Origin of the sequence: Leptospira biflexa serovar Patoc strain 'Patoc 1 (Paris)' (assembly GCF_000017685.1) — a bacterium.
GTDB classification, from domain to species: domain Bacteria; phylum Spirochaetota; class Leptospiria; order Leptospirales; family Leptospiraceae; genus Leptospira_A; species Leptospira_A biflexa.
Genome location: NC_010843.1, coordinates 199549 through 218671, shown reverse-complemented (window position 1 = coordinate 218671; position 19123 = coordinate 199549). Strand labels below are relative to the sequence as shown.

Sequence of the window (19123 nt, the reverse complement as noted above, 5' to 3'; positions counted from 1 at the left end):
TTGGACATTTTGTACTTTGTAGTGCAAAAATAGGAGAGTGCTTAGGAATCGATGTGATACATTTCGTATATCAGTACATCCAAATGTTTTTAATTTCACATATTTGTGTACCATTTGTACAAAGTGTTCGATGGGGGAATCGTTATTGGTTTGAAAACTCAAAAATTTGGATGATTCATTGCGGGGAGTGAACTGCAAGTTGGAAATCTCGCGGAAGTAGGGGTGTTTAGCTCAGTGCGATTCACTGACTTGAATTCGGAGATAAGCTTGATGAGTATAACCGACTTGAATTTTGGGATAAGCGTAATGCATTTAACTGGCAAGAAAGTGGTAGCTATGTGCGATGATATTAGAATATTGTTATGCGAAATCATTTAAAAAGGAATATATTATGAAACAAAAAAGAATGTTATTATGTTTTTTTACTATATTGTTGATTTGTTGCAAAAAAGAAGAAGCTTTGGTCTCAGTTCTTACTCACCTAAGTGTTCGTGAATCTCCAAACAAAAATAGCCCTGTAATAAAAAAATTATATAATAATGAAAAAATCTTCATTATTGAAGAAACTAATAAATTTGAATTCGTAGATGATGTGTACGGGCAATATGTTAAGATTGAAGATTCTACAGGAACAAAAGGATATGTATTTGATGCATTCCTCGTGCCCGAAAAATTTGCTGATAAATTTAGAGACAAGAATATATGTTTAGTACTTTCTGTTGGAGGATCTAATGGCATTGCGCACCTAGGCGCGCTTAAAGCTATAAATTATCTAAATTTATCTCCAAATTGTGTTTATGGAAACAGCATGGGGGCATTTGTAGGATCCCTGTATGCAAAATACCCGAGAGGCGATCATCAATATATATATAGTAACTTGATGGAGCTTTATATCAAACGTATGACACAAATGAAGTATGAGGCAGCTGAATCAAATGGACTTTTAGGCGGGCTGGCATTAGCATTTATAAATCCATTTCTCGGAATAGCCGGAGGTATGTTAATTGCAGATAATTCAGCCCGTTCGATAGATGAAAAAAATTTAGATAATTTTGAATCTTTTTTAGATAATTACTTTAATCAATCGCTGATTGAAGATTTACCAATTAAATATGCCACTTCACATTTTCAAAAAAATGGCCAAGGAGTCGACTTAATAATAAATAAGCGGGGAAATCTTGCTCATGCGATATCAGGTAGCATAAGTAACCCTTATATTTTTAAACTCAACAATAATTCTAGAATTGATCCGGGAATTGATCGATCAGCTTCTACACCTATTTCCGATGCTTGTTCAACTTTCAAGCCAGACATAATTATTGGAATAAATGTGAGTGGTAAAAAGGCAATTTATGAGGAATCATTATCATGTAAAGTCCTAGTCATAGACTTAAATTATCAAATCCCGAACGATTCTGAAATAATTCTAGGTAAAGGAAATGAGTATGAAACTTTAATAAAAAAAGCTTTTAGTGAATCTTTATATAAAATAAAGGAAGAATCTAAAAAACTTGAATGACTTCGTATAACAGCGAATTAACACTATGCTTCGGCACAATGCCTCGCTCAAGTATACCGCAAATAGGATTTGGGTATTCATCCTGCATTCATTCGGAATTTACTTCTATTCTTTTTATTCATCCATTGTTTCAGTTTCTGTAGTAAAGAAGATCCAAATCAGATTTCCGATACAGATGAGCTCATTCGAGTTGCAATTGGGTATACAAAGTCTAATGAGTTTGATAAGGCTCTTTTTTTGTGAAAAGAGCGTATGATTTAGATCCGAAAAATGAACAAGTTAAGTTTGAATTATCAAAAATATATTCTACAATGTCGGGTAAATTGTTACACCAGTTTGATTGAGATACTACAAAAAAATATGCAAATAAGGCAATTGAATTATTTAAAGATAATGATTCAGCATATAATACATTGTCAAATTGTGCCATTGGAGAAGGGCAATTTGAGGATTGTATCCAATACGCTAAGGAAGAGATAAGATTGGAAGAATTTTATAATAATCCATCCGAGGCTCCTTACCAACATCTTGGAGTGTGTTTCCGACAATCAAAAAAATATTTAGAAGGATTTATTGCTTCACTCAAGTCTGTTGACGACCAGGAACTCAGGCGGAAGTTCATTGTGGCAGAAAGAGAAGCAAATAAAATCCTTCAGATACATGATTCAGGTCAATTAATTGGATTTCCCATAGGACAAGAACCTGGATTCAATGAAGATATAACAAGTCGTTTTCTCAAATAGGGTTTGTTTTTCTCAATTGAGAGTCAGAAAATACTTGAGAGACTTGTATCGTATGTTTCGCATTAGGGAAAGGGAATAGAAGGCGCCGATCGATAGGCATTTGTTTTGTTCGAAATTGACAAGGACTCTCGTTGTTTGGCTAAAGATAAAAAAATGGATACAACCATAGGATTCCACTGAATTGATACACTGAAAATGAAACCTTCTTCTTTGAAAAATAAAATCAATCCGAAAAAACTGTTACTCTCAAAATGGACATCGGTAAACATTTTAGATAGAGAAAAACACTTTATCGTGACCAAAGTCCATTGGCAGGAAGGGTCAACCGATACGCTCGATCAGGTGACAATCGAAGCCATCCTCACGAAAAAATCAAAAATGATTCCTTGGGAAAACTTAAAAGATAATGCCCAATGGTTACCGGGTTGGAAGTAGATTCTAATGATAACACTGAAGAAAAATCGTTTTCGACGTTTCTCCAATATTCATAAAATTTATAATACCACCAATTGGTGCAAAAACGTTTAATGATCCTCTGAAATGAATCCTTTAGTTTCCAACCATAGAGAATTCTTTTTTAAACTTGGTAGAGGTAAAGTGATTTCGCAAAGCAGATATTTTCTCTTACTAAGTATATCGATTTTTGACTTCAGTTTGGTAAGTTGTGCAAACGGTCAAAATTTTCATTTAGGAAATTGCCGATGAAACATTTAGTCATTTTTGATTTCAGGTAAGGTATGAAGTTAGATAAGAACATCCCCGATGAACACCTCCATTTCGCGAAGCAGATTTGGGATTTTTTGAGTGTGAAAGACAAACTGGAAAAGGCAGATCTCATTTTTGTTCTCTGTAGCCATGATTTCCGAGTTGCTGAATATGCGGCTTCATTGTACCAAAAAAATTTTGCGAGCCATATATTGTTCTCTGGAGGTCTCAATTTTTTCACAAAACATGTGTTCCCAAACTCGGAAGCCGAATCATTTGCAGATTGCGCAATGGAGAGGGGTGTACCGAAAGAGTCTATCTTCCTTGAACCTCAATCCACAAATACGGGCGAAAATATCCAATTCTCGCAAAAATTACTTTTTGATTTGGGATTTCAATGTGACTCCATCATTGCAGTCCAAAAACCTTCCATGACGCTCCGAATCCAATTGGCTCTTCAAAAACAATGGCCTAGACCAAATTTTTTAATAACATCACCTAATTATAGTTTATTGGAATCTCCACATTCAAAAATCAATCTTTTTATGATCATCAATGAAATTGTGGGTGATCTTGGCCGTGTCATCGCATATCCAAAATTAGGTTTCCAAGAAGAAACGTTCATTCCAGAGGAAATTTCTGCTGCCTATCAGTTTTTAATTTCGAAAGGATACAATTTGCATTTGGTCCCTAATCGCTAACGATTTGCAGTTCAATCTTTCCAGGGATTGGACGGGGATGGGTGAAGAGAGATGTATTTGGAATGGAATCCTTCTCAGATTTTAATGCCAAAGCAATCGTTGATGCTTCCCCTTTATCTAAGATTTGCTCAAGAGACTTAACAGAAAATTCTTGGGAAGGGTTTTTGATTTTTATAAAATCAGGAATACTTTCGCCAAATTCAGTTTTTACGGTATCAGTAATGATAACTGAATTGTATAAGTTTTTTAAAATGCCAATTTGTTGAATTTTCTGAAAATTAAGGATTTTTTATCAAACGATTGCTCTGCTCTGGCGAGGTAAACAAACCTTGGCGCTCGCCACTAAAAACAGGTGCTCCTCCTTCATTCCCAACTCACCACCACTTTCCCAAAATGTTTTCCCGTTTGTAAATACTCTAAGGCTTCTGGAACTTCTGACCAACCGAACACTTTGTCCACAACTGGCTTCATTTTGTTGTGCTCGATGGCTCGGTTCATGCGGACAAAGTCACTGCGACTGCCTACGATGACACCTTGCACTTTGACACCTTGCATGAGAATCGGGTAAAGGGACAAACTGGATTCACCACCAGCAAGTACTCCGATGAGAGCGATTGTTCCGTATGGTTTTACACTCATCATGGATTTTGGCATGGTGCCAGCGCCACCGACTTCAATGATGAGGTCGGCTCCTGCCATCTTGGTGTGTTTTCTGACATCACGTTCCCAATTGGCTTTTGTCTTATAGTTGATGGTTTCATCAGCACCTAATGCTTTGGCACGCTCCAATTTTTCATCGCTGGAAGAAGTGATGATGACACGAGCTCCCATCATCTTGGCAAATTGTAGGGCAAACAAAGAAACCCCACCAGTGCCAAGGCAAAGTACGTCACTTCCTGGTTCGATCCCTCCAAAATTCACGACTGCATTGTAAGCCGTAAGGCCGGCACAACCAAGGGTAGCTGCTTCTTTGTCTGTTAGGTGGCTTGGAGTGGCCACAAGGCCTTCCTCTGCAAATGTCCCGTAATGCGCCAAACAACCGTCATTTGGGCCACCAAGTGTGGAACGGAGATTGTCCATATTGGGTGCACCATCGGTCCACTTTTGGGCAAAGATGGGAAGGACTCTGTCACCTTTTTTCCAAACTGAGACCTCTGATCCTACGGCTTCCACAACTCCCGCTCCATCGGAACAGGGGATTAGAGGGAGTTTTTGCCTTGGGTTATAGGTCCCAATCACCATTAAATAATCACGATAATTGAGTGAAGTCGCTGTTAGGCGAACAAGAACTTCTTTGGGAGCAAGTGTTTCCGATACATCACGTTCTGTTTGTTTCAGGTTTTGGATTCCAAAATTCCCTTGGATTTCCCATACTTTGTTTTTCATCGATTCGCAAGCCACCTTATACGAAAATTCACTCGTCAGATCCTTTGCCTTACGATTCCTTTGTCGAGTGGGAATCTAGCGAGAAGGGTGTTATGAAAAAAGAATTTTGGAACGATAGTGTCGTAGTGATCACCGGTGCTTCGAGTGGGATTGGCAACGCCTTACTCGAAGAACTTGCCATTTACCCTTGCCAATTGGTCCTTTTGGCGCGAAGGGCAGGTGATATCGCCGAACCCAAGTCAAAACACAAAGATTGTATCCTCCATCGTGTCACTTGTGACCTCTCCGATCCGAGTTCCGTTCGGGATGCCATTGATTGGATTGTACAACGAGTGGACCGAGTGGATGTGCTTTTTAATAATGCAGGGATTACGGCGCATGGACGATTTGATTCCTTATCGATGGAGGTGTACCAAAAAACCTTTGCGACGAATTTTTTTGGACCAGTGCAATTCATCCGTGGACTTCTCCCCCTCGTCTCTAAGGCCAAAGGGAATATCGTGACCACTTCCACTGTTTCCGCTTTGTACGGTGTGCCAGGGCGTGCCGCATACTCCGCATCCAAGTCCGCACTTCATGCCGCACTCGAGTCACTTCGGATTGAAAGTATCGAACTAGGGATTGGTGTTTCTCTTGTTTGTGTTCCGTATACTGATACGGCACTTCGCACATCGGGTCTGGATGCAGAGGGGAAGGTTCTCTCCGAGGCTCCCGCAAAGGGCAAACGGAAGTCGGCTAAGGAAGTGGCCCATGTACTCATGGCCGTTGCCAAAGACAAAGAAGCAAGGCTTGTGACCTTCAACTTGAGTGGAAAGTTTTTGGAATGGATGCGATTTTTCTCTCCCAAGTTTTTAGAAAAAATTCTCTATAAAAAACTCTACGACGACTTCAAAACACATTGAACTCCGTCTAAACCAAGGTAGAGGAAAATCCCACTTGGACAATATATTCATTCCGTATCTAACGGCCGTTATCTTCACTTTTTGTTTTATGACCCTTATGTGGTTTTGGGGAAAAACCCGTGACAATTATGCCGTGATTGATGTGGGTTGGGGGCTTGTGATTGCGGGCATAGCCACCGTACTTTCTTTCTTTGGATCAGGGAACTGGTTTGCGAAGTTAGCTGTCCTCATCCCGGTTTGGATTTGGGCACTACGGTTGTCTGGGTTTCTTTATTTCACTCGCATTCGTACAAACCACCCAGAAGACAAACGTTATGCTGGGTTTCGGAAAGACTATGGTGACAAAGTGCACTCGAAGATGTTTACGAATGTTTTCCTCTTACAAGGATTCCTCGCATTACTCCTTTCCTCTCCCTTTTACTTTGCTTCGCACTGGTCTTTATTCCCAAACACAGGACTTTTTGGCCCGAATGGAACTCTTATGGTTTGGATTGGTTGGACTTTATTTGTGTTTGGCGTGGTGGGTGAAACCATCGCTGACCGCGACTTACATCGATTTTTGTCCATCCCGACAAACAAAGGCAAGGTGTGCAATATCGGTCTTTGGAAGTACACGAGACACCCCAATTATTTTTTTGAATGGGTGATTTGGCTTGGGATCGGAGTGATCCCCATCCTTTCATCCCCGGAAGCAATGGGTTCATTTTTTTCTCCACTCTTTATGTTTGTATTGTTACGATTTGTATCCGGTGTCCCTTTTGCTGAGAAATACTCCCTTCAGTCCAAAGGGGATTTATTTCGCGAATACATGCGCACCACAAATGCATTTTTCCCTTGGTTTCCCAAACATTAATTAAAAAGGATAAAACATGAATTTCACTGATTCTAACCAAAAAGAAGAGTCATCTTCTTTGAGTATCAACTCACTTTTGGAAAAGGATATTTTCCCTGATTGGCTCATTCGGTTTCGGATCCGCCAACTGCTTACCCTTCGCATCAAACAAGAGCGAAAGGAAAATGTGACCGCACAACTGGAACATAAAATGAACTATGTGAACTCTCTTAAAAATTCACCCATTGCAGTTCACACCGATGCGGCAAATGAACAACACTACGAAGTCCCTAGTGATTTTTTCACTTATGTGATGGGACCAAGGATGAAATACTCGTCTGGCTATTGGCCAACACTGGATACAACGTTTGCTGAATCGGAAGAAGAGATGTTACGCATCACAGTAGAACGTGCGGAAATCAAAAATGGGATGAAGGTTTTGGATCTAGGTTGTGGTTGGGGCAGTATCTCTCTCTACATAGCGGAAAAATTTCCAAAATGTAAGGTGACAGGTGTTTCCAATTCGCGTACACAAAAAGAATTCATCGACAAACGTGCCAAAGAGCGGGGTTTAAAAAATCTAACCATCATCACGAAGGACATGAATGATTTTACCACAAAAGACAAATTCGATCGCATCGTGTCTGTGGAAATGTTAGAGCATATGAAAAACTACGAAAAACTCTTTGAGAAATTATCTAAGTTTCTTGTGGCCGATGGAAAGTTTTTTGTACATATCTTCACTCATAAAGAATTTGCATACCCGTTTGAAGTGATTGATGAAACCGATTGGATGGCGAAGTATTTTTTTACAGGTGGGCAGATGCCGTCGGATGATTTGTTTTTATACTTCCAAAAGGACTTTCTCATTGAAAACCACTGGGTGGTCAATGGAACCCATTATGCGAGAACATCGGAAGCTTGGTATGAGAATATGATTGAAAACAAGGACAAACTAATGCCTATCCTTGCGAATACTTACGGCGAAAAAGAAAAAACCAAATGGTTTGTTTATTGGAAAGTTTTCTTTCTCGCCTGTGCTGAGTTATGGGGTTATCGAAACGGAGAAGAGTGGTTTGTGAGCCACTACTTGTTTCGAAAACGCTGAGTTTTTTTCCCAGCCGCTTTCACATACACTCCACCTTCTTTTTTAGAAGCTGGGGTGCTCGCACGGCGACTACTACTTTCTCCACCACGTTCTTTTCTGTCTCCGCGGTCACTACGTTCACTGCGATCACTATTGGACCGAGCGCCACGGTAACCACCGCGACCACCACCTGATCCGCCCCCATCATCACGACGGCGTCTTCCACCAGATCCACCACCAGGAGGCATTTCGCTCCATTCGGCTGGGGTTTTTCCAATTTTTTCAGGCCCGCTGATTTTGGTATTGTCGAGCATTTTGGAAAGGAGTTTTAAAGCAATCGAACGTTTGTCCTCTAACTTCAAAAGTTTTTCCAACACTGCTTCCGCATCTGCATGGATTTCGGTATCTACAACTTTCTTTAAAAAGTCCTCTTCACGACTTAGGTGTACTTCTTTTTTTGTTGGAAGGGCAGCAATCGTTAAGTTGGTTCCCGAAGTCCCTTTGAGTCGTAGAAGGGCTCTTGATTCTCTTGTTGTGACAAGAGTCACAGCTTTCCCTGACTTTCCAGCGCGGCCAGTACGACCAATACGGTGCGTATAACTTTCGCTATCAAAAGGAAGGTGGTAGTTGATCACAAGAGACAAATCTTTTACATCGAGTCCGCGTGCCGCAACATCTGTCGCCACGAGGATTTTGACTCGGCCATCATGTAGGCTTTTTAAAACTTGTTCTCTTTGTTTTTGGTTTAGGTCTCCGTGAAGAGCCTCTACCGGATATCCTTTGAAACTTAAGGTTGATTTGAGATCATCTGCTTCTTTTTTCGTTTTGGTAAAGATGATTGCCTTAAAAGGGTTTTCATAATCCAAAATTCGTACGACAGCAATTTCTCGTTCTGCTTCATCGATTATGTAGTACACTTGTTCGATGTTTTTAGAAGATTTTTCTGTGGCAGCAATCTTTACGTGAGCTGGGTGCGTTTGGTATTTACTCGCCAATTTTTTAATTGGTTCGGGCATTGTTGCAGAAAATAATAATGTTTGGCGTTTGGTGGGAAGTAAGTTAAAGATGGATTCGATATCATCCATAAATCCCATATCAAGCATTTCATCTGCTTCGTCTAAAATCACCATTGATGGTTTGAAATTTTTAAGTTCCTTACCTTTTAATAGGTCAAGGAGTCTGCCAGGAGTTGCAACAGCAACTTGGGCACCTTTTGCCACTTGAGTGATTTGTTTAGAATAGGAACTTCCACCGTAAATCGTGGTGGTTTTGATTCCTAAATGTTTTCCCAATTTGAACAATTCATCTGATACTTGCAATGCAAGTTCCCGAGTGGGTGTGAGGACAAGCACTTGCATGCCATCTTCCACTTTGATTCGGTTCAAACAGGGGAGTCCGTAAGCTGCAGTTTTTCCGGTACCGGTCTGCGCTTGTGCGATTAAATCTTTTCCTTCCAATACGAGCGGAATCGCTTGTTTTTGGATAGGGCTTGGTGATTCGAAGCCTGCTTCAGTGATTCCTTGTAGTATTTCAGGACGTAATCCGAAGGATTGGAAGTCATTTCCAACTTCGGTGTCATTCTTAGTCATGGAAATAGGATACAATAAAAAAACGGCCTAAAAAAGAAAGGTAAAAATACCTGAACCATCCAAGCCGGGTTAGGGGTGAATTTTGGCGATTTCGGTCAGGTGGGCGTAGAGTTCTTCTTTCAGATAGGGTTTTGGCATAAAATACTCAAAACCAGAACTCAGGATCTGTTGTTTCTCCTCAGGCATACACAAACCCGTGCAGGCAAAGAGAATGGGATGGATTTTCATTGCAGAAATGGATTTAGCAATTTCCGTTCCATGTTTTCCGGGCATCTCTATGTCGAGAAAGGCGATATCAAAGGATTCGGACAGAAGGATCCTTTCGGTTTCGATCCCATTATTCGTTTCCGTAATGTCAAAGGGGAGTGGACGCAGGTAGTTTTTTAAAACCTTACGGTTCAGTTCATTGTCATCAGCAATGAGTACTTTTTTGCGATTCAAAAATTCAGGGATGTGTGCTGCTTTTTTTGCCTCATCCATCGCCTTTGCGGAAGACAATTCATCTCGTTTCCAAACAATCGGGATTTTCACTTCGAAGGTACTGCCTTCCCCGAGTGTTGAAGTCACGTGGATGTTTCCATTCATTTCTTCTAACGAAAGTTTGACGATCGATAACCCAAGCCCAGAACCTGAAATTTCACAGCCTTCTGGAAGGAATTCATTGTACTTTTGGAATAGACGGTCTTTGATCTCTGGTGAAATCCCAGGACCCGTATCTTTGATTTGGATGATAAGATTTGCATTTTCATCTGCTTTGGTTTCTAAGAAAACATGGCAGTATACTGACCCATGGTGGGTAAACTTCACTGCGTTTGTGGTTAAATTCCAAATGATTTTTTCAAGTTTTCGCCTGTCCGTTAATAAAAAGACAGTTTCGGATATTTCATTTTTTAAATGGAATTCGATTTTTTTACGTTTGGTTTCTTGTTTAAAAAAATTGTCATAGACCGCCAAACATTGGCTCAAGTGAAACCATTCATTATTCAATACAGATGCATTTTCTTCCAGACGAGAAAGTTCGATCGTATCATTCACCAAATTTAAAATCACTTCTCCTGCGTTTTTAATATGGTCCACATACGAATGCACAACTTCTGTAATGGGTTGGTCTTTGATCATCTCTGACATTCCTAGGAGTGAATTGAGAGGATTCCGAATGTCGTGGCTAATGGCAGCGATAAAATCTCTTTTGGCGGCAGTCGCTCTTTCTGCTGATTTTTTTTCGATTTCTAACTTATCTCGGTCTTTCCGCATTTGGAGCAGGCGAACGGTTTGTTTTCCAAGTAGGCGTAACATCTGCATTTGTTCTTCGTTCAATTCCCTTGGTTTGTTATCGATCACACAAAGGGTACCCAGTTTGATTTGGTCATCTAATGCAAGTGGGATCCCTGCATAAAAGATTACATTCGGGTCACCGTTGACGAGGGGGTTGTTTTTAAAACGATTGTCAGATTTTGCATTGGGTATGATGAATAACTCATCCCCTAAAATGGCATGGGAACAAAAAGCAAGCGACCTAGGAGTTTCTCTGGCCTTCAGGCCATGATGGGATTTGAACCATTGCCTCGTTTCGTCAATGAGACTCACAAGGGATATGGGTGCATGGCAGATCATGGAAGCAAGTTTTGTGATCTCATCGAACATTTCCTCTTCCGGAGTGTCGAGAATCTCAAGACCTTTTAGCGCGGAAAGCCTTGCGGCCTCATTTTTAGGCAATGGAGCGATCTGCATGACTCCTTAGACGAAAGGATTTTCGTATAAAAGAAAGTAAAAAATAAAATCTTTGGTAGTCTAACTTTCATGAAACGAAACTTACCCTTTTTGTTCCTTTCTGTGGTGGTATTTTCTATGTTGTTTGGTTTTGTTTGTTCTCCGACAGCCAAAGAGAGTCAAAAAAAGCCAGAAAATCCAGAATTACGAAAAAAACTCACTGATTTACAATACCGTGTAACGCAGGAAGACGATACGGAACCAGCCTTTCAAAATGAGTATTGGAACAACCATGAAGAAGGGATTTATGTGGATATCGTTTCCAAAGAACCACTTTTTAGCTCAAAAGATAAATTTGAATCAGGAACAGGTTGGCCTAGTTTTACCAAACCTCTGGTAAAGGCAAACGTAGTCGAAATCGAAGACCAATCTTATGGAATGAGCCGAACAGAAGTTAGGTCAAAACTCGGTGACTCGCATTTAGGGCATGTGTTTGATGATGGTCCCAAACCCACTGGCAAACGGTATTGTATGAATTCGGCTTCGATGGAATTTATTCCCAAATCAAAACTGAAGGAAAGAGGGTATGAATCCTTTTTGTCTGAGTTTGGTAAATGAGTTTGTTTTGTATCGTAGCATCAAATTGGATGATTCGTTTTTCAATTTGATTTTAGAATTGAGTTATGCCCAGAGGTTCATCATAAACTCTTCGTCGTTTCGTAACGAGATGAGTTTGTATTTGGTTTCGTGAATGTCTTCTCGGGAAACTTCTCGTTTCCATCGGATGTCAACTTTTAGGCGCCTCACCTTTGTTTGTAATTCAAGGAGTTCCCAAATCGGAGCTTCCAATTCCTTTCTGTACAAATTGGTAAAGAGGGGAACCAGTTGGTCAGGAGTGTCCATTTTCAAAAGTTCAATATGAGTGAGGTCTTCGATATTTTGTAAGGCCCAAATGTGTAAGGTAAGAGTGGTGATCCGTTCCAATTGTGCGATCTCATCTTTCACACTGCGAGTGACTTGTTGTTTGAAAAATCGAATTCGTTTTTCAAGGTATTGGATGAGGTCGGATTTTGGGATCTCTCTTTGTTTCCATTTGTCCCAATCCGCTTTTAGGTCTTCAAAAATCCCTTCTCCAAAAAAAACAGAAGAGGCTTCGAGAAGTTGAACCGAGCCTGGTTCCGAAATTTTTAAGCGGTGTCGCAATGAATCGGCATCACCAGCAATCATATTCACAGGTGCCACATCTTCTAATTTCTGTAAGGCTTTGGAAATGGAATCGATGAATTGGGATTTCATTTGGTCTGTGGAATGCGCCACAAGGTAAAAATTTAAATCGGAATCAGCGTGGTAATCCCCACGTTCTCTCGAACCATAAAATAAAATTTGGTATGGTTTGGTGGAAGGGATGATTTCGAGTTCATCCAATACTAATGCATAGAGATTTGGGTTCAGTGCTTCAAATTCCATAGTTCATTCAAAGTATAATTTCATTCGCGAAAGGTTTTCCAATATGGCTTTAAAAGCACGATCACGTTCGTCTTTGCCTGGGAAGGGAAGGGATTTTACATTGTTTAAATCTTGGTAAATGATTTCAATGGAAGGTTGGTTTGGATTTTTTTTGATCGATGCCACATAGTCCAAATTGATCACTTCCGATTCGCCAAGTTTTAACCACATAAATTTCTCCTCAAAGCCTAACGGCACCTTTCCATTTGCCTAATCTTTTTTTCTAAAAAATCCCAGCTTTCTAAAAAAGCGACTAATAGACATCTAAAGACCCAAGGACAAGTTCATGAAAGGATTTGGCCAATTCTTTCGGAGATTCGATTTTTTTTGTGGAAGATTCGAAAACCAGTAAAAAACCATTGTGGATTCCTTCCCAACGTACGTAGAATTCTCCCCCTGGCATCCGATACACTTGGACACTACATTTTTTTTGGCCCCAAACGAAATAGGACACATCAGGGTTTTGGGTATCTTCTTTGTACACATAACGGAACTGCGACTGGTTTTCTCGGTCTGTGGAAGACAAACGTAACCAAGTAAAATTTTGGGTTTCTGCCAATTGGATTGTGTATTGGTTGCCTGTTCCAAAAAGTGAAATTGATTCTTTGAGCTCAAAATTTTCTTTCGCCACCCAAACTGCGTGGTAAGTGAGTCGTAGTTCCTTTGTTAGGGGAATGTTTTGTTTGGGTTCACTTGGTTTAGGATTTGGATTTGGATTTTTTTCGTTTCTCGCTTTGGCAATAGGGTTCGTGGTTTTGCAAGATGAGAATCCCAAACTAACAGTAATTAAAATCAAAATCAAAACGGGATTAATGGCCCACTTCATATTCATCTCCTAAATAATTTTGGAAAAGGTAACCTTTATCTGTTTTTTTCTGCAGATAATCGGGAGAAAGTAATACTTTGCCACCACCACCTGTTAGGTCTTTCACATAACTTGGGATGGTAATCCCTGAATGGAACCCCCTGAGTTTGCGATAGATTTCAATTCCTTTTTCCAAAGGGACAACAAAATCAGAACTGCCAAACACTTCATCGCATTGGTGGAGGTAATAGGGTTTGATCCCAATCGAAATCAATTTGTAGTTTAAGTCGGAAAGTATGTTGGCATCATCATTGATCCCTGACAGTAACACCGATTGGTTGAAGATCGAAACATGCCCTTCTTTGATCATTCTCATCACATAAAATTTTGTTTCGTCTGAGATTTCATTCGGGTGGTTGAAATGAGTGACCATATACAATGGGAAGTATTTGGAAAAAACAGAATTCAAACTTTCGGTGAGACGCATGGGCATGGTCACGGGGTGGCGTGTGTGGATTCGGATTTGGTTCAGGTGTGGGATTTTTTTTAACTCACCCAAAAGATAATCCAAGGAAGAATCAGAAAGGGTGAGGGGGTCTCCTCCCGACAAAATCACTTCTTTGAGTTTAGTTTCCCCACGGAAGTAGTCCAATGCCTTTTCCCATTCACTTCGATTGGGTGTTTCTTCGGGAGTGGAAACCTTTCGTTTCCGTGTGCAGAAACGACAGTAAACAGCACAAACATGCGAAATGTACCAAATGGCTCGGTCTGGGTACCGGTGGGTCACACCTTTCACAGGCATATGGATTTCTTCCGCTAAGGGATCGTCTGTTTCATTCTGTTTACGGACAAGTTCTCCCGCCCTTGGTAGGATTTGTTTTCGGATGGGGCAATGGGGGTCTTTGTTGTCTATGCGTCCCAGGTAATAGGGAGTCACTGCAAATTGGAACTGGTCATAGGCTTTTGCAAAGGAATCCCTCTCTTCTGTTGTGAGGGTGATTTTGGTTTCCAAATCCGCTAATTGCGTGATGCGGTTTTGTAATTGCCATTTCCAATCGGACCAAGTCATGACTTATGACCATACTTCGGTTGACACTATGCCAAGTCCCTCGGATTTTGTTTACGAGTAACGAAATTATGAACTTAGGCATCACAGAAGTAAAAAAAGGAATGATCCTCAAAATAGACAATGAGCTTTATTCCGTCGTCAAAACAGAATTTGTAAACCCAGGAAAGGGGTCTGCATTCATCCGTACCAAACTGAAAAACATTGTCCGCGATTCCTCTATTGAAAGGACATTCAAAGCCGCTGAAAAATTAGAAAGTGTGGATTTGGAACGTCGTAAGATGCAGTATTGTTATGCGGATGGTGACCAGATCATTTTTATGGACGTCAATGATTACGAACAAATCCCTGTATCCAAAGATTATGTGGAAGACATCCTTCCGTTTATGAAAGAAGAAACACCGGTGGAAGTTGCATTTTACAACGACAAACCAATCGGTGTAACACCTCCTAACTTTGCTATATTGGAAGTAACCTATGCCGAAGATGGTTTAAAAGGGGACACAACAGGCCTTGCTCTCAAACGAGTGACAGTCGAAACTGGTGGAGAAGTCCAAGTTCCCATCTTCATCAAACAAGGTGACACAGTCAAAATCGATTTAAGAGATTTAAGTTACGTGGAGCGCGTCAACAAATAGATTTGGATTTGATTACTTCCTTACAAGAAATTACCAAACTTTCTCATCTCTATTATGAACGGCAGTGGATGTATGCCACTGCTGGGAACCTCTCTACCCGTGATGGATCATCACGGGATCAGTTTTGGATCACAGCTTCTGGCAAACACAAAGGTGAATTAAAAGACACTGATTTTGTATGTGTTTCTGTGGCGGACGGAACTCTCCTCAAAGCCAGTGATGGATTAAAACCATCTGCTGAAACCAGTATCCACCAAGTGTTGTATTCGCAAATGCCAGACATTGGCTGCTGTTTGCATGTCCATACCATTGATTCCAACTTACTCGAGTTTGGTGTTGGAAAGGAAGAGGGTTCCCGTGAGATTCCCATTCCACCGATCGAAATCATCAAAGCATTTGGAATTTGGGATGAAAAACCAAATCTCACTATGCCAGTGTTTTATAATCACACTCATGTACCAACGATTGCAGATGAAATCAAACGTTACTTTATATCTGTTGGAATTCCTAAAGTTCCTTTCCTCCTCATTGAAGGGCATGGCCCAACGGTTTGGGGAAAGAGTATCGCGGAAGCCAACAAACATTTGGAAGCCGTTCATTTCCTTTTGCAAGTGATGGCACGTAAGGTATGACACAAACAAAACACGTTCATATATTTGGCATTGGTTCTGGGATCGGCAAAGGTCTTTATGATCGTTTTTTACAGGATCCAACAGTTTCCCTCTTTGGATTTTCTAGAAAAGGGGAACTCCCTCTGAATACTTTCTCGAAAGGAGAAGCGGGGACATTCCAATTTGATGCCACCGACCAAAAAGACTTAAGGTCTTTCGAACTATCTCTTGCTGGAATGTTTGGTCACAATGTACTTCCCTCAGCACCTTTTTACAATCGTCCAGAACTCATTGTGTATTTTGCTTTGGGTGATGGAATCTTTGGACCCATTGACCTTCTGAAAAAAAAAGAGTTAGAATCTCATTTTGAACTGAACGTCCATTCCCTGATTTTGTTATCGAAATTCTATTCTCACCACATTCCTTTCTTTCCCAATAAAGCGACCTTTGTGTTTTTAGGATCCACTGCGGGCAAACAAGGTTTTAGCGAATCGGTAACCTATTGCGCTTCGAAACACGCGGTCCTTGGGATTACCCGTGCCCTCAGAGAAGAGTGGAAACCATTTGGAACCAAGGTGGTCCATGTGAGTCTTGGCGCCGTTGCGACCGAAATTTGGGACTCGAGACCTGAGTTTGACAAGAATGAGATGGTTTCAATTTCGGACATTTCCGAGTATTTGTGGAGTATTTCCCAGTTGCCAAAATCAATCTTTGTGGATGACTTATCCATTACCCCAAAAAAAGGAATTTTGTAGGTCCGATGGAAATCAAGGATTCGATTGTTCTCGTGACAGGTGGCAGTGGTGGGATTGGACGAGAAATCGTAAGAACCCTTGTTCTCTCAGGGTTTTCGGTTTGGAATCTGGACAAAGTCCGGCCCTTGGAACCCATTCTACAGGAAACCTATCGGGAAGTAGACCTTTCGGAAACCCCATTTGTGGTCGAAAGGAGTTTGTCTAAAATCATCACGGAGTCCTCAGGCATGGGAGATCTTTATGGGATTGTTCATACAGCAGGATATGGTGGACCTTACCATCCGATCACTGATGTCTCCATTGAAGAATGGGAGTCCATCTTCCGAATCAATCTCACAAGTTTGTATCTCCTATCTAAAATTGTATTACCGATTTTTAAGAAACTAAATTTTGGAAGGATGGTGGCCATTGCTTCTTCCTTATCAATTGTAGGATCGGGAAATTCTGTCGCTTATTCTGCCTCCAAACATGGGTTAGTTGGATTTATCAAGTCTATCGCAGATGAGTGGGGGAAATTTGGGATCACAGCGAATGCAGTGAGTCCAGGTTATGTGGATACAAGTATGGGCATTCAAGAAGACCAAATTTCAGATCATAAATCAAAAATTATCAATATAACGCCTGTCAAACGAATTGCAGAACCTTCGGAAATCGCTCGTGTTGTGAATTTCCTTCTGCAAAAAGAATCTGGTTACATCACAGGATCCAATTGGGCCGTTGATGGTGGGATCACTGCCATTTAACGTATGAGAATATCCCCTCCTCACGATCATTTTTTACAACTCACTACCAAAGAAAATTTGGGTAGGTCCTCTGGGATCATCTTACAAAAAGAAGCTCTTTCGATTATGAAAACGGTCGAAGCGCAAAGTTCTAGAGAGAACATTGAAGGAGGGCACCTCTTTCGACCCACAGATTCCAATTTTGAGAAACTCAAAATGGACAGGGAAACGGCCATCGATCAGATGTGGGAACTCATTGATTATGGTCTCACAACTCAATTATTTGAAATTAAGTATGATGCAGACGTTGGTGAATTAAGACTAGTTACGTTTTTAGTTGGTTTGCCTGGGGGGATGCCATTAGAAGAACCCTATAAACTTTTGATCGGACGTTCTGCAGAACATCTTTACCAATATGTGCAAAACAAACGCATCCTAACAGAAGATACGTGGCGGAATATTTTAAACAAACTTGCAGATATTGATTATAAAGAAGATAATGGGTCAGGTGATGAATTAGACAATTTACTTGATCCAAAACAATTCCCACTCCAACCATCAAAAGAAATGTTAACTCGATCACGCGGTCTCATCATAGATGAATTGGCTGCCGAGGCAAAAGTCATTGTATTACCTCACATTGGTTTTTATTACGTCCCTGAATCCGAAGCGGCCCAATTTCTAAACATTGCCAACGAGTATTTGATGACAAAGGTGGAACCATTGGCCAAAGCCTTTGACTCTGAGATACGGTTAGCCCTCGATCGATTGTTCTCTCCAGGTGCGGGTGATGTTGAGATCAATGAAATTGAAATCATTCGTGCTAAAGTGGATGTTCTTTATGGATTTAAAGAAATCCTAAAAGAGAATGGTTTTTATTCTTTTGTTCACAATCTTAAAAAAGTCACAGAAATTGCGGTTAAGTATGCCGAGTTAGAGAAAAAAAAAGAAGTCGATCGGTTATTAAAAGTCTACATGAAAATGTTAGATAGCCAATTTGACTTTGATTCCAGATTATTACGAATCAATTTGGAAAAAGACGATGAACACAATTTGGTGATTGTTGATTTACTTAGAAAAAACCCAAAAGTGTTGTCTGCGGAATGGCATGATGCCGATTCTAGAATTGCTGTTTTTGTCAATAACAACCAATCCAATATCAAAGAAATCAATAACCTAATTTACCAAAACTATCGATTTACCACCGAACATATCTTATATTTAAAAGCAATTTTGGAACTGAATGAAAAAGAACTCAAACCTATCTTCAAAGATGAAGAGTTTGTAAAAACATATGGGAAAAATTTACAATCGGTTTACTTCAATTATATCCCTTGGTTTTATAAATTATTTTATTTTTTAGGAATCACACCTATCGTAAACTCTGGTTATGCGAAAGCAAAATCCATCTTAACTTTTTTGCAAATGGATCGTCAGTTTTTATATCAAAAACGTAGGGAAAACTTTTTTAAGAAAAAACTTCGTGATAGAGAAGAACGTCTTGAAAAAGAGAAAAAACAACAATTAAAAAAGGCACTTGTCTCAGCACTAAGTGATGCATATTTTAATAAAAATTGTTTACCATCCGTGGATTGGCTAGGGATGAACTATCCTGCATTTTCAGCTGAGACATTAGAAAAAATGATTCCTGATTTTGCCTTTTTATCAACGACGGGGAAGTCAATCAAACCTCATTCTGTGATTGTGTTTCCAAATTCTCCTGAGTTTGATACCGCAAACAAAAGACTCAAAGATCTACTCAACCAGTGGATTCGTGGAGAAGTAGACCCTCCGAAAGAGGATCCAGAACTTTTTGTACAGATTCGAAATTTGCTTTGAGTTCTAA

Annotated in this window: 21 protein-coding genes; 13 read left to right on the top strand and 8 right to left on the bottom strand. The window is 40.3% G+C overall.

Annotated features, from left to right (window positions below; genetic code table 11):
• Nucleotides 1-391 precede the first annotated feature (391 nt).
• The 4 genes from LEPBI_RS18125 (at nt 392) to LEPBI_RS18110 (ending at nt 3668) form a co-directional block, all read left to right on the top strand.
• Nucleotides 392-1519 (top strand): patatin-like phospholipase family protein, encoded by a 1128-nt coding sequence (locus tag LEPBI_RS18125; protein ID WP_012476688.1) that lies wholly within the window; start codon nt 392-394, stop codon nt 1517-1519.
• 482 nt (nt 1520-2001) lie between these two features.
• The gene (locus LEPBI_RS18120) at nt 2002-2262 is read left to right on the top strand and encodes a hypothetical protein (RefSeq protein ID WP_226992961.1); all 261 of its coding nucleotides are present in this window, start codon (nt 2002-2004) and stop codon (nt 2260-2262) included.
• A 210-nt stretch (nt 2263-2472) separates the two neighbouring features.
• Nucleotides 2473-2697, top strand: coding sequence for a TIGR02450 family Trp-rich protein (locus LEPBI_RS18115; RefSeq protein ID WP_226992960.1), 225 nt, complete (start codon nt 2473-2475; stop codon nt 2695-2697).
• A gap of 302 nt (nt 2698-2999) precedes the next feature.
• Nucleotides 3000-3668: a YdcF family protein gene (locus tag LEPBI_RS18110; protein ID WP_012476683.1), complete on the top strand. Its 669-nt coding sequence runs from the start codon at nt 3000-3002 to the stop codon at nt 3666-3668.
• On the opposite strand, the gene LEPBI_RS19500 is transcribed toward LEPBI_RS18110, so the two are convergent.
• Both LEPBI_RS19500 and LEPBI_RS18105 read right to left on the bottom strand, forming a co-directional pair.
• Nucleotides 3658-3954: a PIN domain-containing protein gene (locus LEPBI_RS19500; RefSeq protein ID WP_476703316.1), complete on the bottom strand. Its 297-nt coding sequence runs from the start codon at nt 3952-3954 to the stop codon at nt 3658-3660. The two genes, LEPBI_RS18110 and LEPBI_RS19500, sit on opposite strands and share 11 nt — an antisense overlap.
• A 77-nt stretch (nt 3955-4031) precedes the next feature.
• Nucleotides 4032-5054: a zinc-dependent alcohol dehydrogenase family protein gene (locus tag LEPBI_RS18105; protein WP_012476850.1), complete on the bottom strand. Its 1023-nt coding sequence runs from the start codon at nt 5052-5054 to the stop codon at nt 4032-4034.
• Nucleotides 5055-5146: 92 nt separating this feature from the next.
• Here LEPBI_RS18105 and LEPBI_RS18100 point away from each other — a divergent pair, with 92 nt between their 5' ends.
• The 3 genes from LEPBI_RS18100 to LEPBI_RS18090 are packed head-to-tail and all read left to right on the top strand — an operon-like array spanning nt 5147 to nt 7896.
• On the top strand, nt 5147-5956 hold the full coding sequence (locus LEPBI_RS18100; RefSeq protein ID WP_012476681.1) for an SDR family NAD(P)-dependent oxidoreductase: 810 nt from the start codon (nt 5147-5149) through the stop codon (nt 5954-5956).
• A 34-nt stretch (nt 5957-5990) separates the two neighbouring features.
• Nucleotides 5991-6809, top strand: coding sequence for a DUF1295 domain-containing protein (locus LEPBI_RS18095; protein WP_012476680.1), 819 nt, complete (start codon nt 5991-5993; stop codon nt 6807-6809).
• 16 nt (nt 6810-6825) lie between these two features.
• Entirely contained in the window at nt 6826-7896 is a 1071-nt protein-coding gene (locus LEPBI_RS18090; RefSeq protein WP_012476679.1) for an SAM-dependent methyltransferase, read from the top strand.
• On the opposite strand, the gene LEPBI_RS18085 is transcribed toward LEPBI_RS18090, so the two are convergent.
• Both LEPBI_RS18085 and LEPBI_RS18080 read right to left on the bottom strand, forming a co-directional pair.
• Complete coding sequence (locus LEPBI_RS18085) at nt 7875-9464, bottom strand: DEAD/DEAH box helicase (protein WP_012476849.1); 1590 nt, start codon at nt 9462-9464, stop codon at nt 7875-7877. The genes LEPBI_RS18090 and LEPBI_RS18085 overlap by 22 nt on opposite strands.
• Nucleotides 9465-9533: 69 nt before the next feature.
• The gene (locus tag LEPBI_RS18080) at nt 9534-11195 is read right to left on the bottom strand and encodes a hybrid sensor histidine kinase/response regulator (RefSeq protein ID WP_012476677.1); all 1662 of its coding nucleotides are present in this window, start codon (nt 11193-11195) and stop codon (nt 9534-9536) included.
• A 69-nt stretch (nt 11196-11264) separates the two neighbouring features.
• Between LEPBI_RS18080 and msrB the strand changes: the two genes are divergently transcribed.
• On the top strand, nt 11265-11792 hold the full coding sequence (gene msrB, locus LEPBI_RS18075; protein WP_012476676.1) for a peptide-methionine (R)-S-oxide reductase MsrB: 528 nt from the start codon (nt 11265-11267) through the stop codon (nt 11790-11792).
• Between the two features lie 63 nt (nt 11793-11855).
• Here msrB and LEPBI_RS18070 read toward each other — a convergent pair whose 3' ends face one another.
• The 4 genes from LEPBI_RS18070 to LEPBI_RS18055 form a co-directional block, all read right to left on the bottom strand.
• Nucleotides 11856-12641: a hypothetical protein gene (locus tag LEPBI_RS18070; protein ID WP_012476675.1), complete on the bottom strand. Its 786-nt coding sequence runs from the start codon at nt 12639-12641 to the stop codon at nt 11856-11858.
• Nucleotides 12642-12644: 3 nt separating this feature from the next.
• Nucleotides 12645-12851, bottom strand: coding sequence for a hypothetical protein (locus LEPBI_RS18065; protein WP_012476848.1), 207 nt, complete (start codon nt 12849-12851; stop codon nt 12645-12647).
• A gap of 82 nt (nt 12852-12933) precedes the next feature.
• The gene (locus LEPBI_RS18060; protein ID WP_012476673.1) at nt 12934-13506 is read right to left on the bottom strand and encodes a hypothetical protein; all 573 of its coding nucleotides are present in this window, start codon (nt 13504-13506) and stop codon (nt 12934-12936) included.
• Nucleotides 13490-14554: a KamA family radical SAM protein gene (locus tag LEPBI_RS18055; RefSeq protein WP_012476672.1), complete on the bottom strand. Its 1065-nt coding sequence runs from the start codon at nt 14552-14554 to the stop codon at nt 13490-13492. Before LEPBI_RS18055 ends, LEPBI_RS18060 begins: the two co-directional genes overlap by 17 nt.
• A 68-nt stretch (nt 14555-14622) precedes the next feature.
• Between LEPBI_RS18055 and efp the strand changes: the two genes are divergently transcribed.
• From efp to LEPBI_RS18030, 5 genes are read left to right on the top strand one after another with little or no spacing between them, the layout of a single operon-like run.
• Complete coding sequence (efp, locus tag LEPBI_RS18050; protein ID WP_012476671.1) at nt 14623-15189, top strand: elongation factor P; 567 nt, start codon at nt 14623-14625, stop codon at nt 15187-15189.
• Between the two features lie 2 nt (nt 15190-15191).
• Nucleotides 15192-15821 carry a methylthioribulose 1-phosphate dehydratase gene (mtnB, locus tag LEPBI_RS18045; protein ID WP_012476670.1) on the top strand — a complete coding sequence of 210 codons (630 nt, stop codon included), beginning with the start codon at nt 15192-15194 and terminating at the stop codon, nt 15819-15821.
• Nucleotides 15818-16555 (top strand): SDR family oxidoreductase, encoded by a 738-nt coding sequence (locus LEPBI_RS18040; RefSeq protein WP_012476669.1) that lies wholly within the window; start codon nt 15818-15820, stop codon nt 16553-16555. Before mtnB ends, LEPBI_RS18040 begins: the two co-directional genes overlap by 4 nt.
• Before the next feature lie 5 nt (nt 16556-16560).
• A complete protein-coding gene (locus LEPBI_RS18035) occupies nt 16561-17298 on the top strand; it encodes an SDR family NAD(P)-dependent oxidoreductase (protein ID WP_012476668.1) in 738 nt (245 codons plus the stop codon).
• 3 nt (nt 17299-17301) lie between these two features.
• Nucleotides 17302-19116 carry a hypothetical protein gene (locus tag LEPBI_RS18030; protein ID WP_012476847.1) on the top strand — a complete coding sequence of 605 codons (1815 nt, stop codon included), beginning with the start codon at nt 17302-17304 and terminating at the stop codon, nt 19114-19116.
• Nucleotides 19117-19123: the final 7 nt, after the last annotated feature.

What these genes read in the sequence shown, in the direction of transcription:
- LEPBI_RS18085 (WP_012476849.1), bottom strand. Translation starts at nt 9,464, where the DNA reads ATGACTAAGAATGACACCGAAGTTGGAAATGACTTCCAATCCTTCGGA.
- LEPBI_RS18125 (WP_012476688.1), top strand. Translation starts at nt 392, where the DNA reads ATGAAACAAAAAAGAATGTTATTATGTTTTTTTACTATATTGTTGATT.
- msrB (WP_012476676.1), top strand. Translation starts at nt 11,265, where the DNA reads ATGAAACGAAACTTACCCTTTTTGTTCCTTTCTGTGGTGGTATTTTCT.
- LEPBI_RS18110 (WP_012476683.1), top strand. Translation starts at nt 3,000, where the DNA reads ATGAAGTTAGATAAGAACATCCCCGATGAACACCTCCATTTCGCGAAG.
- LEPBI_RS18035 (WP_012476668.1), top strand. Translation starts at nt 16,561, where the DNA reads ATGGAAATCAAGGATTCGATTGTTCTCGTGACAGGTGGCAGTGGTGGG.
- LEPBI_RS18065 (WP_012476848.1), bottom strand. Translation starts at nt 12,851, where the DNA reads ATGTGGTTAAAACTTGGCGAATCGGAAGTGATCAATTTGGACTATGTG.
- LEPBI_RS18030 (WP_012476847.1), top strand. Translation starts at nt 17,302, where the DNA reads ATGAGAATATCCCCTCCTCACGATCATTTTTTACAACTCACTACCAAA.
- LEPBI_RS18100 (WP_012476681.1), top strand. Translation starts at nt 5,147, where the DNA reads ATGAAAAAAGAATTTTGGAACGATAGTGTCGTAGTGATCACCGGTGCT.
- LEPBI_RS18040 (WP_012476669.1), top strand. Translation starts at nt 15,818, where the DNA reads ATGACACAAACAAAACACGTTCATATATTTGGCATTGGTTCTGGGATC.
- efp (WP_012476671.1), top strand. Translation starts at nt 14,623, where the DNA reads ATGAACTTAGGCATCACAGAAGTAAAAAAAGGAATGATCCTCAAAATA.
- LEPBI_RS18055 (WP_012476672.1), bottom strand. Translation starts at nt 14,554, where the DNA reads ATGACTTGGTCCGATTGGAAATGGCAATTACAAAACCGCATCACGCAA.
- LEPBI_RS18105 (WP_012476850.1), bottom strand. Translation starts at nt 5,054, where the DNA reads ATGAAAAACAAAGTATGGGAAATCCAAGGGAATTTTGGAATCCAAAAC.
- LEPBI_RS18080 (WP_012476677.1), bottom strand. Translation starts at nt 11,195, where the DNA reads ATGCAGATCGCTCCATTGCCTAAAAATGAGGCCGCAAGGCTTTCCGCG.
- LEPBI_RS18090 (WP_012476679.1), top strand. Translation starts at nt 6,826, where the DNA reads ATGAATTTCACTGATTCTAACCAAAAAGAAGAGTCATCTTCTTTGAGT.
- LEPBI_RS18060 (WP_012476673.1), bottom strand. Translation starts at nt 13,506, where the DNA reads ATGAAGTGGGCCATTAATCCCGTTTTGATTTTGATTTTAATTACTGTT.
- LEPBI_RS18070 (WP_012476675.1), bottom strand. Translation starts at nt 12,641, where the DNA reads ATGGAATTTGAAGCACTGAACCCAAATCTCTATGCATTAGTATTGGAT.